Annotated in this window: 16 protein-coding genes; 5 read left to right on the top strand and 11 right to left on the bottom strand. The window is 67.0% G+C overall.

Annotated elements, in window-relative coordinates; all coding sequences use genetic code 11:
• Positions 1–8: 8 nt before the first annotated feature.
• The 3 genes from A3AG_RS0118220 to A3AG_RS0118230 form a co-directional block, all read right to left on the bottom strand.
• Positions 9–2,237: a RelA/SpoT family protein gene (locus A3AG_RS0118220; RefSeq protein WP_018006808.1), complete on the bottom strand. Its 2,229-nt coding sequence runs from the start codon at positions 2,235–2,237 to the stop codon at positions 9–11.
• A 15-nt stretch (positions 2,238–2,252) separates the two neighbouring features.
• Positions 2,253–2,615, bottom strand: a complete 363-nt coding sequence (locus A3AG_RS0118225) for a RidA family protein (protein WP_018006809.1) — start codon at positions 2,613–2,615, stop codon at positions 2,253–2,255.
• 72 nt (positions 2,616–2,687) lie between these two features.
• A complete protein-coding gene (locus A3AG_RS0118230) occupies positions 2,688–3,569 on the bottom strand; it encodes an alpha/beta fold hydrolase (protein ID WP_018006810.1) in 882 nt (293 codons plus the stop codon).
• A 205-nt stretch (positions 3,570–3,774) separates the two neighbouring features.
• Between A3AG_RS0118230 and A3AG_RS0118235 the strand changes: the two genes are divergently transcribed.
• Positions 3,775–4,551 carry a 3-hydroxybutyrate dehydrogenase gene (locus A3AG_RS0118235; RefSeq protein WP_018006811.1) on the top strand — a complete coding sequence of 259 codons (777 nt, stop codon included), beginning with the start codon at positions 3,775–3,777 and terminating at the stop codon, positions 4,549–4,551.
• A gap of 39 nt (positions 4,552–4,590) precedes the next feature.
• On the top strand, positions 4,591–5,082 hold the full coding sequence (locus A3AG_RS0118240) for a DUF411 domain-containing protein (RefSeq protein WP_018006812.1): 492 nt from the start codon (positions 4,591–4,593) through the stop codon (positions 5,080–5,082).
• A gap of 43 nt (positions 5,083–5,125) precedes the next feature.
• On the opposite strand, the gene A3AG_RS0118245 is transcribed toward A3AG_RS0118240, so the two are convergent.
• Complete coding sequence (locus A3AG_RS0118245) at positions 5,126–5,515, bottom strand: putative zinc-binding protein (protein ID WP_018006813.1); 390 nt, start codon at positions 5,513–5,515, stop codon at positions 5,126–5,128.
• Positions 5,516–5,745: 230 nt separating this feature from the next.
• On the opposite strand from A3AG_RS0118245, the gene A3AG_RS0118250 reads away from it, so the two are divergent.
• Both A3AG_RS0118250 and A3AG_RS0118255 read left to right on the top strand, forming a co-directional pair.
• The gene (locus A3AG_RS0118250) at positions 5,746–6,123 is read left to right on the top strand and encodes a type II toxin-antitoxin system RelE/ParE family toxin (RefSeq protein WP_018006814.1); all 378 of its coding nucleotides are present in this window, start codon (positions 5,746–5,748) and stop codon (positions 6,121–6,123) included.
• The gene (locus tag A3AG_RS0118255; RefSeq protein WP_018006815.1) at positions 6,104–6,439 is read left to right on the top strand and encodes a helix-turn-helix domain-containing protein; all 336 of its coding nucleotides are present in this window, start codon (positions 6,104–6,106) and stop codon (positions 6,437–6,439) included. The genes A3AG_RS0118250 and A3AG_RS0118255 overlap by 20 nt, the downstream gene beginning before the upstream one ends.
• A gap of 67 nt (positions 6,440–6,506) precedes the next feature.
• On the opposite strand, the gene A3AG_RS0118260 is transcribed toward A3AG_RS0118255, so the two are convergent.
• Positions 6,507–7,145: a CoA transferase subunit B gene (locus tag A3AG_RS0118260; protein ID WP_018006816.1), complete on the bottom strand. Its 639-nt coding sequence runs from the start codon at positions 7,143–7,145 to the stop codon at positions 6,507–6,509.
• A gap of 11 nt (positions 7,146–7,156) precedes the next feature.
• Positions 7,157–7,858, bottom strand: a complete 702-nt coding sequence (locus A3AG_RS0118265; RefSeq protein WP_018006817.1) for a CoA transferase subunit A — start codon at positions 7,856–7,858, stop codon at positions 7,157–7,159.
• A gap of 181 nt (positions 7,859–8,039) precedes the next feature.
• Here A3AG_RS0118265 and A3AG_RS0118270 point away from each other — a divergent pair, with 181 nt between their 5' ends.
• Positions 8,040–8,585 (top strand): PAS and helix-turn-helix domain-containing protein, encoded by a 546-nt coding sequence (locus tag A3AG_RS0118270; RefSeq protein WP_018006818.1) that lies wholly within the window; start codon positions 8,040–8,042, stop codon positions 8,583–8,585.
• A gap of 253 nt (positions 8,586–8,838) precedes the next feature.
• On the opposite strand, the gene A3AG_RS0118275 is transcribed toward A3AG_RS0118270, so the two are convergent.
• The 5 genes from A3AG_RS0118275 to A3AG_RS0118295 all read right to left on the bottom strand — a co-directional run bounded on the left by A3AG_RS0118275 (position 8,839) and on the right by A3AG_RS0118295 (position 13,342).
• Positions 8,839–9,240, bottom strand: coding sequence for an acyl-CoA thioesterase (locus A3AG_RS0118275; protein ID WP_018006819.1), 402 nt, complete (start codon positions 9,238–9,240; stop codon positions 8,839–8,841).
• 52 nt (positions 9,241–9,292) lie between these two features.
• Positions 9,293–10,321 (bottom strand): DctP family TRAP transporter solute-binding subunit, encoded by a 1,029-nt coding sequence (locus A3AG_RS0118280; protein ID WP_018006820.1) that lies wholly within the window; start codon positions 10,319–10,321, stop codon positions 9,293–9,295.
• 64 nt (positions 10,322–10,385) lie between these two features.
• Entirely contained in the window at positions 10,386–11,690 is a 1,305-nt protein-coding gene (locus A3AG_RS0118285) for a TRAP transporter large permease (RefSeq protein WP_018006821.1), read from the bottom strand.
• Positions 11,687–12,289 (bottom strand): TRAP transporter small permease, encoded by a 603-nt coding sequence (locus A3AG_RS0118290; protein ID WP_018006822.1) that lies wholly within the window; start codon positions 12,287–12,289, stop codon positions 11,687–11,689. The genes A3AG_RS0118285 and A3AG_RS0118290 overlap by 4 nt, the downstream gene beginning before the upstream one ends.
• 267 nt (positions 12,290–12,556) lie before the next feature.
• A complete protein-coding gene (locus tag A3AG_RS0118295; RefSeq protein ID WP_018006823.1) occupies positions 12,557–13,342 on the bottom strand; it encodes an SDR family oxidoreductase in 786 nt (261 codons plus the stop codon).
• Positions 13,343–13,398 lie beyond the last annotated feature (56 nt).

The raw sequence follows: 13,398 nt of genomic DNA on the forward strand, positions 1-13,398 counted from the left end.
GTATAGCATCACTTTCTTTTCGCCTGCAACACCCCCTGGACCTCTTCGATCATCAGCAGTGCCCGCTGCAGCTGCGTGGCCTCGGACACCTCGGCAGTGAACTGCATGCGCGCCACGCCCTTGCTGGACAGCGTCTTGACGCCGGTGACGTTGATCTTCTCGCGCGACAGCACTTCGGAGATGTCGCGCAGCAAGCCTTGCCGGTCGATCGCCTCGACGTGGATGTCGACCGGATACACCGCGGCGTGGCTTTTCTTGCCCCACTCGGTCTGGATCACACGCTCGGGCGCGCGCGCAGACAGCTGCTGGAAGGTGTGGCAGCTGCGGCGATGGATCGACACCCCGCGCCCGCGCGTGACGAAGCCGACGATTTCGTCCGGCGGCGCCGGCTTGCAGCAGCGCGACATCTGCGTCATCAGCGAATCGACGCCGACCACCAGCACGCCGCTCTTGGCGCCGCGCGCCACGCTGGTGGCGCGGCTTTTCTTGGTGACGGCATCTTCCTCGCTCAGCGGCGCCTGGACTTCGCCCTCGGGGTGGCGCAGCGCGTGCTCCACATGGCGCAGGCTGAACTCGTCCTTGGCCACCGCGGCGAACAGTTCGTCGGGGGTCTTGAAGCCCAGCCGCGTCGCCAGGTCTTCCAGCTTGACCGCGGTCTTGCCTTCGCGCTGCAGGGTCTTGTCGATCAGCGCGCGGCCCTGCGCGATGGTCTCCTGCGAGTCCATCGCGTTGAACCACGCGCGCACCTTGGCACGGGCGCGGCTGCTGGCGAGGTAGCCGAGGTCGGCATTGAGCCAGTCGCGCGACGGCCCGCCCTGCTTGACCGCGATGATCTCGACGGTCTGGCCGTTCTTGAGCGGCGTGTTCAGCGGCACCATGGTGCCGTCCACGCGCGCGCCACGGCAGCGGTGGCCGAGGTCGCTGTGCAGGTAGTAGGCAAAATCCACCGCGGTCGCGCCCTGCGGCAGCGCCACCACGCGCGCCTGCGGCGTCAGCACGTAGATGTGGTCGTCGATCGCGGCGTGCTTGATCTGCTCCCACGATTCGTCGTGCGCCACGCTGTGGTCGGCATCGTCCTTCCACGCCAGCAGCTGGCGCAGCCAGGCGATCTTCTCGTCGTAGCGCTCGCTGGCCGAGAACTGCCCGGCATAGCCGCGGCTGCCCGCCTCCTTGTAGCGCCAGTGCGCGGCCACGCCGTATTCGGCGAAGTGGTGCATCTCGTGCGTGCGGATCTGCACCTCGAAGGCGCGCCCGTCGTCGCCGATCACCACCGTGTGCAGCGACTTGTAGCCGTTGGCCTTGGGCCGCGAGATGTAGTCGTCGAACTCGCGCGGGATCGGCTGCCAGATATGGTGGACGATGCCGAGCACCGTATAGCAGTCCTTGATATCGTCGACGATCACGCGGAACGCGCGCACATCGTACAGGTCGGCAAAATCCAGCTCCTTGCCGCGCATCTTCTTCCAGATGCTGTAGATGTGCTTGGGCCGGCCACTCACCTCGGCGCGGATGCCCGCGGTGGCCAGTTCGGACTGCAGCCGCGCGATCGCGCCGGCGATATAGCCTTCGCGCTCGATGCGCTTTTCATCCAGCAGCCTGGCGATGCGCTTGTAGGTATCGGGCTGCTCGAAGCGGAAGGCCAGGTCCTCCAGCTCCCACTTCATCTGCCAGATGCCCAGGCGGTTGGCCAGCGGCGCGTAGATGTCGAGCGTTTCGCGCGCCACGCCGGGCAGCGGCGCCTGCTTGGTCTCGGCCAGCCAGCGCAGCGTCTGCAGCCGCGACGCCAGCCGCACCAGCACCACGCGGATATCCTGCGCGAAGGCGAGCAGCATCTTGCGCAGCGCCTCGACCTGCTCGTGGCGCGCCTGGGCTTCGTTCTTCGACGGCGCGGCCGACTCCACCTCAGGGCGATTGCCGGCGATGGCACCGATGCGCAGCAACTGCCGCACGCCATTGACCAGCCGCGCCACTTCCTCGCCGAAGCGCGGCTCGATCTCGGCCTCGGTCTCGGGCACGAATGCCGCCAGGCCGAACAGGCACGCGGCCGCGCGCGCGGAATCGTCCACGCGCAGGCCGTCGAGGATGCGCAGCATCCCCTCCGCGTGCGACTGCACGGTCTCGCCGGTAGGCAGCGCAACGCCGGCGCCGTGCTCGCGCACGTAGGCCAGTGCGCGCTCGACCAGCTCGGCATCCGGAATGCCCGCGACCCGGCCAGCCAGGTCGGTCGACGTCACCATGTCACAACGCCTGCATCAGTTGAGCGCAGCGGTCACCACCACTTCGATCAGGTAATCGGGATTGGCCAGGCGGGCCTCGACGGTGGCGCGCGGCGGCGTATTGCCTTGCGGCACCCAGGCGTCCCAGACCTCGTTCATCGCGCCGATCAGGTCGATGTCGGTCAGGAAGATCTGGCACGACAGGATGCGGGTCTTGTCGCTGCCGGCCTCTGCCAGCAGGCGGTCGATATGGCCCAGCACCTCGCGCGTCTGGCCGCGGATATCGGCCTTGGGATCGACCTCGGGCACCTGGCCGGCCAGATAGACCACACCGTTGTAGACCGCGTATTCGGACAAGCGCTTGCCGACGTGGGCGCGCTTCAGTTCAGGAAGACTCATGGCAATGCGTAACTCAATAAAAACAGCCGGATCACAAAACAGGCCGGCAACCCGGGCCGGCAGCGGGCGCGCTCAGGCGCCGGTAAAGAACTGGCGCACGATCGCGATCTGCGCCGGATCGACAAAGGTCGGGGCGTGGCCCACGTCGGGCACCTCCACCGAGCTCACGTGCTTGCCGCGCGCCACCATCTCGGCCACGGTCTCGCGCAGCAGCAGGTCGGACTGCGCGCCGCGCACCACCAGCACCGGGGCCTCGATGGCTTCGAAGCTGCGCCACAGCGCGGCTTCTCCGGCGGCGATGGCCTCGGGCGTGGACTTGCGGAACGGCAGCGCCAGCTGCGGATCGTAATGCAAGCCCCATTCCAGGCCGTCGGCGCCCTGCATCGGCTTCAGGATGGCGGCGTTGAGTTCGCGCCACTGCTCGGCGCTGTGGCGCCCGAACGAGGCGCTGATGGTCTGCAGGTAGGCCAGCCCTTCCTCGAAGGTCTTGAAGCGCACCGGCAGGCCAAGATAGGCGCCGATACGCTCGACCGCCGAGGGCGCGATCCGGGGGCCGACGTCATTGAGCAGCAGCTTGCGCACCGGCGAGTTGGGCAGCCCGGCCAGGCCCATGCCGATCAGCCCGCCCATCGAGGTGCCGAACCAGTCCACCTTCTCAACATTGAGCCGCGCGATCAGCGTGACCATGTCGCAGACATACTGCGGTACCACGTAGCCGTTGGCATCGGCCAGCCATTCGGAGCGGCCGCGGCCGACCACGTCCGGGCACACCACGCGGTAGTCGCCGCACAGCGCGCGCGCCACGGCGTCGAAGTCGCGCCCGGTGCGCGTCAGGCCGTGCGCGCACACCAGCACGCGCGGATTGGCGGGGTCGCCCCACTCGTGGTAGGCCATGCGGTGCAGGCCCGCCGGACTGATGCACTGGACGAAACCGAGACGCGGACTGGCAGACATCTGGACTCCCTGGCAAACCGGACCGCACGGCGCCACGAGACGCCGCCGCCGGAAGTTGAGCAAAGCTGGATTGTACGCCGCAGCGGGTACAATGCCACAGCACAGTGTCCGCGCCCCGCGCGCGGGGCGCGCACCGCCACGGCGCGCGCCGCCCCTCCGGCGGCTGTCCTGCCGTGGCATCCCCTTTCTCTCGACGGAGGCTTACATGCTCAACGGCAAGACCGCACTGGTAACTGGCTCGACCAGCGGCATCGGGCTCGGCATCGCCAAGGCGCTGGCGGCGCAGGGCGCTCACATCATCGTCAACGGCTTTGGTGACGCGGACGCCGCAAAGAACGAGATCGCGCAGGCCGGCCAGGGGATCCGCGTGGGCTACCACGGCGCCGACATGAGCAAGGCGGCCGAGATCGAAGACATGATGCGCTACGCGCAGGCGGACTTCGGCGGCGTCGACATCCTGGTCAACAACGCCGGCATCCAGCACGTCGCCACCATCGAGGACTTCCCGCCCGAGCGCTGGGACGCGATCATCGCCATCAACCTGACCTCGGCCTTCCACACCACGCGCCTGGCGCTGCCGGGCATGAAGCAGAAGAACTGGGGCCGCATCATCAACGTCGCCTCTACCCACGGGCTGGTGGCGTCGGCGCAGAAATCCGCCTACGTCGCCGCCAAGCACGGCATCGTCGGCTTCACCAAGGTGACCGCGCTGGAAACCGCGCAGACCGGCGTGACCGCCAACGCGATCTGCCCCGGCTGGGTGCTGACGCCGCTGGTGCAGAAGCAGGTCGAAGCCCGCGCACAGAAGGAAGGCATCCCGGTCGAGCAGGCCAAGCGCGAGCTGGTGCTGGAGAAGCAGCCCTCTGGCCAGTTCGTCACGCCCGACGAGCTCGGCGCGCTGGCCGTGTTCCTGTCGTCGGAAGCGGCGCGCCAGGTGCGCGGCGCGATCTGGAACATGGATGGCGGCTGGGTGGCGCAATAAGGTGCCGAAGCCAGGCACCCCGGCAAGTAATCAGGAGCAATGATGCAACGACGACGTTTTCTCGGCACCCTGGGCGCGCTCGCGCTCGGCACGCTCGCCGTGGGTGTGCTGTGGCCCGCGGCCGATGCCTTCGCACAGGCGAAGCCGCTCGCCATCGACGTCTACAAGAGCCCGCTGTGCGGCTGCTGCGAGGAATGGGTCAAGCACCTGCGCGCCAACGGCTTCACCGTGACGGTGCATGACGTCGACGATACCGGCGAATACCGCAAGCGCTTCGGCATGCCCGAGCGCTTCGGCTCCTGCCATACCGGTCATATCGCCGGCTATGCGATCGAGGGCCACGTGCCTGCCGCCGATATCCGCAAGCTGCTGGCCGCCAAACCCAAGGCGGTCGGGCTGGCGGTGCCGGGCATGCCGGTCGGCTCGCCGGGCATGGAACAGGGACCGCGCAAGGATCCGTTCGACGTGCTGCTGGTCAAGGCCGACGGCGCCGCCTCGGTATTCAGCCGCCACAACAAGCCGGCGGCCTGACGTGCCGCCGCGCCGGATGCGCCGCGGTGCATCCGGCAATGCCCTACTCCCCTGCCAGGCGCTGCAGCGCCGACTCGACCTCCCGCCACACCGCCCTGGTCTCGCCCTCGGTGCATTCGCCGTGCTGGCGCTTGACCGCGCCCAGCCGGTTCAGCACCAGGTGCTGGTCCGGCACCACGCCCGCGTTGGCCAGGCACGCCTGCACGCAAACCAGCGGGCACCCGTCCAGCGCCAGGATCGGCCGGCCCGACCGCGCCACCCGCGCCACCCGCGTCAGCGCCGGCACGCCGCCGCCCACCCCGCTGATGCACGACATCTCCGCGCGGCCGCTGCGGTCCAACCGCACCGCGCAGGCATTGGTCAGCTGCGCCACGCTGGAGCAGCCGGAGCAGGCGTAGACCAGGGGCAGGGTTCGGGTGGGGGAAGCGGGCATCGCGCACCTTCCGTCAAGTCGGTTCGTCGCAGGGCGGCGCCCATACGGAAAGCGGCCAGCTTAGTGTCAAGGCGAGCAGCCCGGCCATTCGCCGAAAGAGCTAACAGCGTCGTCCGCAAGACATAGGTCGAAGCGTCATCCAGCCACCTGGAACGCGCTCAAGCCTGACTCAAGTCAAGCCTTGCGTTTCCGGCGGCACTGGTTTATACCAGTTCAGGTATATTGCCCCGATGCCAGCCAAAGAAAAACCACTGTTCTGGATCGGGAGCAGCAAGAAGGACCTGACCGAGCTTCCGCTCGACGTGCGGAGGTTTTTCGGCCATGCCCTGCATTTTGCTCAGCGCGGTGATCGACACGATGCGGCGAAGACGCTCGAGGGTATTGGCAGCGTCGGAGTGCTCGAAATACTGGAGGACGATGCTGCCGGCACCTACCGCGCTGTCTATACCGTGAAGTTCGCTGAAGCGGTGTTCGTCCTTCACTGCTTCCAGAAGAAGAGCAAACACGGCATCGCCACGCCAAAGGCAGACATCGAGATCATTCGCGCCAGGCTGAAGGTCGCCGAAGCGCTGGCATGGGAGTTACGACATGGCGAAACGCAGAATTGATGGCATCGAGGTCGAGGCCAGTTCCGGCAACGTGTTTGCCGACCTGGGCGTTCCGGACGCCGACAAGCTCCGGATCAAGTCCGGACTGGCCATCGAGATCAAGCGGGCCATACGCAGCCTTGGCCTGACTCAGGAAGAAGCGGCCCACCGCATGGGCATCCCGCAACCGAAGGTCTCCGGACTGCTGCGCGGCGACTTCGCCAACCTGTCGGAGCGCAAGCTGATGGACTGCCTGAACCGGCTTGGGTATGACATCGAGATCAAGGTCAGCCCCGCGATGGAGCCGATCGGCCACCTCACGCTCAAGGTCGCGTGAAAACAAGAACCCCCTGCAAGCACATAGCTTGCAGGGGGTTGCTGATGCCGGTGTGCGGGCAACCTGCTTACAGCAGCGGCGCCCCCGTCTTCGCCTGGATTTCCTCGCGGCTGACGCCCGGAGCAGTCTCGACCAGCTTGAGGCCGTCCGCGGTCACGTCGATCACGCCCAGGTCGGTGATGATGCGGTTGACCACGCCCACGCCGGTCAGCGGCAGGTTGCACTGCTTCAGGATCTTGAGGTCCTCGGTGCCGTCCTTCTTCTTGGCGGTGTGTTCCATCAGCACCACCACGCGCCCGACGCCGGCGACCAGGTCCATCGCGCCGCCCATGCCCTTGACCATCTTGCCCGGGATCATCCAGTTGGCCAGGTCGCCCTTCTCGCTGACCTGCATCGCACCCAGGATGGCCAGGTTGATGTGGCCGCCGCGGATCATCGCGAACGAGTCGGCCGACGAGAAGATCGACGAGCCCGGCAGCGTGGTCACGGTCTGCTTGCCGGCGTTGATCATGTCGGCGTCGACCTCGGCCTCGGTCGGGAACGGGCCGATGCCGAGCAGGCCGTTCTCGGATTGCAGCCAGACTTCCATGCCTTCCGGCACCCAGTTGGCCACCAGCGTCGGCAGCCCGATGCCCAGGTTGACGTAGAAACCGTCCTGCAGCTCGGCCGCGGCGCGCGCGGCCATTTCGTCACGTGTCCATGCCATGATGGGTCTCCTTAGCTGGCCGCGCGCACGGTGCGCTGCTCGATGCGTTTCTCGGGATTGGCGTTGAGCACCAGGCGCTGCACGAAGATGCCGGCCAGGTGGATCTCGTCCGGATCCAGTTCGCCGGTCTCGACGATCTGCTCGACCTCGGCCACGGTGACCTTGCCTGCCATCGCGCACATCGGGTTGAAGTTGCGCGCGGTGCGGCGGAACACCAGGTTGCCGGCCTTGTCGGCCTTCCAGGCCTTGACCAGCGCGACGTCGGCGGTCAGCGAACGTTCCATCACGTACTTTTCGCCGTCGAATTCGCGGATTTCCTTGCCTTCCGCGACGATGGTGCCGACGCCGGTCTTGGTGAAGAAGGCCGGGATGCCCGAGCCGCCGGCGCGCAGCTTTTCGGCCAGCGTGCCCTGCGGCGTGAATTCCAGTTCCAGTTCGCCGGCCAGGTACTGGCGCTCGAACTCCTTGTTCTCGCCCACGTAGGACGAGATCATCTTCCGGATCTGGCGCGTGGCCAGCAGCAGGCCCAGGCCGAAGCCGTCGACGCCGGCGTTGTTGGAGATGCAGGTCAGCTGCTTGACGCCGCTGTCGCGCAGCGCGCCGATCAGCGCCTCGGGGATGCCGCACAGGCCGAAACCGCCCACGGCGATCGTCTGGCCGTCGCGGACGACGCCTGCAAGCGCTTCTGCGGCGCTGGCGTAGACCTTGTTCATGCTTCGCTCCTTCCTCGGTAGTCCCTGTCGATCTCCCCGCCGGCGGGTAGTGCAGCGGGCGACGCAGGGAAATTGTAACGGTACAATCGGCAACGGGCGGTCGGCCGTCGCCGTAACGCGTCCGACCGACAGCATACGCAAGCACAGCCGGCTACGCCATTACGTAAAAATACATAAGCAGATGCCCGCCATCGATTACCAGACCGCCTTCCAGCTCGCCCCCGTGGGCCTGGTGCTGTCACGCGAGCGCGTGATCGAAGACTGCAACGAAGAGGTCTGCCGCATCTTCGGCACCACGCGCGAGGCCCTGCTTGGGCAGTCGTTCCAGGTGCTCTACCCCACCGCCGACGAGTTCGAGCGAACCGGCGCGCGCATCGCGCCGATCATGGGCAAACGCGGCATGTATTCGGACGAACGCATCATGAAGCGCGCCGGCGGGGAACTGTTCTGGTGCCACGTCACCGGCCGCGCGCTGGACCGCAGCCAGCCGCTCGGCGCAGGGATCTGGACCTTCGAGGACTTGTCGCAAAAGCGCCAGGTCACCGCCGAACTGACCGCGCGCGAACGCGAGATCGCGGCGCAGCTGGTGGAAGGCAAGACCAGCAAGCAGATCGGCAAGCTGCTCGCGATCAGCCCGCGCACGGTCGATATCTACCGGGCGCGGCTGATGAAGAAGTATGGGGCGAGCACGTCGGTGGACCTGGTGCAGCGGCTGGTGGCGCACTAGACAAACACCAATAGCAGCAAGACAGAGATCGGTTTTGGGTGCACCCAAGCCGCCCGAGCTGGCCCAAGCAAGGTGTTCTCCCTCTCCCCTCATGGGGAGAGGGCCGGGGTGAGGGGTGGGCTAGCAAGGAACCACATCAGACGGGGCCAGCGGTGTTAACCCCACGGACGTCAGCCTTTGACACTTCCGCCCTCACCCCCGCCCCTCTCCCGCAAGCGGGAGAGGGGAGCAAACCCGCGGGAGGCGCTACGCCTCACCCTTCGATGATCGCCCGGATTTCCGCCGGCACCGGCACCGATTTCTCCTGCGCATAATCGCACCACACCACCTTGGCGCCGCCCTCGGCCCACACCACGTCAGGCAGGTCGGTGCGCCGGATTTCCATGCGCGTCTCGAAGCTGGTGCGGCCCAGCTGCCCGGCATAGACCCGGCATTCGATCTGGCCCGGATAGCGCAGCTGCTTCAGGAAGGTCATATGCGCATTGATGATGACCGGCCCCTGTCCGTTCGCATCCTTGCCGCCGCGGCCCAGCGACGCGAACCACTCGATGCGCGCCTGTTCCAGGTACTGGAAATAGACGGTGTTGTTGACATGGCCCATCGCATCCATGTCGCCCCAGCGGATCGGCATCACCACGGTATAGACGTGCTTCATCTCAGCCTCCAATGCAACAGGCCCGCCGGTGCCGGCGGGCCTGTTGCATGACTCAGCGCTTGGCGATCGCGCCTTCGGCCTTGGTGACAAGGTCGGCGCCGATCTGCTTCTTCCACTTGTCGTAGACCTTGGCGGTGGCCTTGCGGAAGGCGTCGTGCTCGGCCGGGGTCAGGTGCGTGACCTTGACGCCGTGGGCCTCCATGTCCTTCCACGCGGGCGCGCCGGCCTCGGCCAGGCCCTTGCGCGCCAGCGCGATTTCCTGCTTGCCGGCGTCGATCGCGGCCTGCCTGACGATCTCGCGGTCGGCCGGGGTCCAGCTTTCCCAGATCTGCTTGTTGACCACGAAGATCAGCGGATCGGCGACGTAGCCCCAGGTGGTGACGTACTTCTGGCCGACCGTGTACAGCTTGGCGGCGGCGAACACCGACTGCGGGTTCTCCTGGCCGTCGACCGCGCCCGAGGCCATCGCCGGCTGCGCGTCGGCCCAGCTCATCTGGGTCGGGTTGGCGCCCAGCGCGTTGAAGGTCTCGATGTACAGCGGCGAGCCGACCACGCGCAGCTTCAGGCCCTTGAGGTCTTCCGGCTTGCGGATCTCGCGCTTGGAATTAGAGACCTCGCGGAAGCCGTTCTCGCCCCACGCCAGCGGCACCACGCCGGCCTTCTCCAGCGTAGCGAAGATCGACTTGCCGACCTCGCCCTGCGTCAGCGCGTCGAGCGCCTTGTAGTCGGGCATCAGGAACGGCAGCGAGAACAGGTTCAGTTCCTTGACCTGCGGCGACCAGTTGATGGTCGAGCCCACCGCCATGTCGATCACGCCCTGGCGGATCGCCGAGAACTCGCGGGTCTGGTCGCCGGCCACCAGCGAAGTGCCCGGGTACAGCTTGATGTTGATGCGGCCGCTGGTGCGCTGCCTGACCAGGTCGGCCCAGATCTCGCCACCCTTGCCCCACGGGAAGGCCGGGCCGAGCACCAGCGACATCTTGTACTCGGACTTGTAGGTCTGGGCCATCGCGCCGGCGGGGGCGAAGGCGGAAGCGGCCAGGGCAGCGGCCGTGGCGAGCATCAGGGCACGACGTTTCATTTCATCTCCTCAGGGGAAAGCGTCAGGTTCTTGTTGGTGAATGCAAACACGACATCGACAGCGGTCAATAGCCGAGGTAGTCCGGCAGCCAGGTCGCCAGCGGCGGATAGGCCAGCACCATCAGCATGGCGATAAACATCGCCAGCAGCATCCAGATCACCCATGGCACGGTTTCTTCCATGCGCACGCGCGCGATCCGGCAAGACACCATCAGGTTCACGGCCAGCGGCGGCGTGAACTGGCCCAGTGCCACCTTCAGCGTCAGCACCACGCCGAACCACACCGGGTTCCAGTGGAAGGCGTTGGCGATCGGCAGCAGCAACGGCACGAAGATCAGGAAGATCGAGATACCGTCGAGGAACATGCCCACCGTCATCAGCAGCAGCACGATCAGCGCGAGCACGCCGTATTCGCCCAGCCCGGAGGTGGCGATCGCCTGTGCCAGCGGATCGATCACGCCCAGCGTCGACAGCGCATAGGCAAAGATGCCGGCCAGCGCCACCACCAGCAGGATCACCGCCGAGGTTTCGGCGGCTTCCTGGAAGATGGTGAACAGGTCGCGCATGCCAATGCTGCGGTACACCACCATGCCGACGAACAGGCCATAGACCACCGCCACCACGGCGGCCTCGGTCGGCGTGAACCAGCCGGCGCGCATGCCGCCCAGGATCAGGAACGGCGCCACCAGGCCCCACGCGGCCTCGCGCAGGCTCTTCCAGAACGGCGGCCGCGGCAGCGCGGCCTCGGCGGCGCCCATGTTGTGCTTGCGCGCCAGCCACACCGCCGGCACGATCAGCGCGATGCCCGCCAGCACGCCCGGGATCATGCCGGCCGCGAACAGCGCCGGCACCGATGCGCCCGGCACCAGCACGCTGTAGATGATGAACGCCACCGAAGGCGGGATCAGGATGTCGGTGGCCGCAGCCGCGCCGACCACCGCCGCGCTGTAGGAGCCGGGATAGCCCGCGCGCGACATCGCCGCGATCATTACGCCGCCGACCGCGGCCGCGTTGGCCGGGCCCGAACCCGAAATGCCGCCGAGGAACATCGCCACCAGGATCGCCACCAGCGGCAGCATGCCCGGGCCGCGCCCGACCACGGCGATGGCAAAGGTCACCAGCCGCTGCGCCACGCCGGAGCGGTCGAAGATCGAGCCCACCAGCACGAACATCGGGATCGCCAGCAGCGGATACTTGGCCAGGCCCGCGTAGAAGTTCTGCGGCACCGCCAGCAGGCCGAACATCTGCGTATCGAGATTGGACAGGCCGATCGCGACCAGGCCGCCCAGGCCCAGCGATACGCCGATCGGCACGCCCAGCAGCATCAGGCCGATAAAGACTACGAACAGGATGATGGCGACCAGCGTCATGGTGCACGCTCCGTCGCCGACCGGCCCTGTTCATGCAGCGCCTTGAGCACACGCACGTTGCGCAGCATCAGGGCCAGCGCGCGCAGCGCGATGCCCGCCGACAGCACCGGCAGCCAGATCGAGTACCACCAGCTCGGCACGCCGATGCCCGGCGAGGTCTCGCCAAAGGTGTATTCATCCCAGGTGATGCGCGCGCCCAGCACCGCCAGCGCGATGAACATCACCGCCACCGCCAGCGCCGACAGGATCGCCAGCCTGCGCTGGCGCGCCGCGCTGCCGCGTTCGAAGAAGAACTCGATGCGGATATTGCGGTCGCGCGCCACCGCGGCGCTGCCGGCCACCAGCGCCAGCACGATCATCAGGAACACCGAGAATTCCTCGGTCCAGGCGAACGACTCGTCGGTGAAATAGCGGACCACCACGTTGGCGAAGGTGATGCCGACCAGCAGCACCATCACGATCACGCCGATCCAGTCCTCGATGCGGGGCGATACCCGGAATTCAGCGTCCTGCGCTTCGTCGGCGGCCCGCGGGACCACCGCGGAATCGACGACGTGTTGCGGCACGGCGTTGCGCCGTGCCTCTGGTTGTTGCTCCATCTCCCCGGCCTCCGGTCCAGGGCCGCTCGGGCCATGCGGCCACCGCGGCGTTCTCGCTTTGTATGTAAAGACTTAATCTGCAGACATGGCGGATTATGCCAAGACTGGCCTGCCACGCACGAAATTTCTGAAGATTGACGCGTGCTGACGACGGCGCGCCCAAGGGGACCGGATAAGCCCAGGGTTGGCGGTGGGGCATCCCGTGGCGCTTCTGGCGCGTGAACGGGATGCGGGGGACTTGCGCCCCCTGCGTCAGCGCGCGGGCGCTCAGACCATGCCGTCGTCGGCGGTGATCACGGCGCCGTTGATGAACTGCGACTGGTCCGAGGCCAGCAGCAGCAACAGGCCGTCGAGGTCTTCCGGCTTGCCCAGGCGCTTGCGCGGCAGCATCTGGATCAGCTTCTGCCCGGCGTCGGAATCCCAGTGGTGGTGGTTGATATCGGTATCGATGTAGCCGGGGCAGATGGCGTTGGAATTGATGCCATGGCGCGCCCATTCCAGCGCCATGGCTTTGGTCATGTGCACCACCGCCGCCTTGCTCATGCAATAGACGCCGATCTGCGACAGCACCTTCAGCCCGGCCACCGACGCGATATTGACGATGCGCGCCTGCGGCAGCGGACTACCGTTGCGCTCGGCGCCCTTGGCGCGCGCGATCATGCGCTTGGCGACTTCCTGCGCGACGAAAAAGGCGCCGCGGGTATTGGTGTCGAAGACGAAGTCGAAGTCTTCCGGGGCCACCTCGGTCAGCTTCTGCGTGGTCGACACGCCGGAGTTGTTGACCAGAATATCGATGGCGCCGGCTTCGGTCTCGGCGTGCGCCACCGCGGCGCGGATGCTGTCGGGGTCGGTCACGTCCAGGCGCACCACGTGCGCGCTGCCGCCCTCGGCCTCGATCGCGGCGCGCAGCTCCTTGAGCCGCTCCGTGCGGCGCGAAGCCAGCACCACCTTGGCGCCGGCGGCGGCAAGCACCGTGGCAAAACGCGAGCCCAGCCCGCTTGAGGCGCCGGTCACCAGCGCCACCTTCCCTTCCAGATTGATCGACAAACCCATGATTACCTCTTGTGCGGGAGCCCCTCTGGCCTGACCAGGAGCAGAAGGCAGCATAT

Origin of the sequence: Cupriavidus neocaledonicus, assembly GCF_000372525.1 — a bacterium.
Taxonomy (GTDB): Bacteria; Pseudomonadota; Gammaproteobacteria; order Burkholderiales; family Burkholderiaceae; genus Cupriavidus; species Cupriavidus neocaledonicus.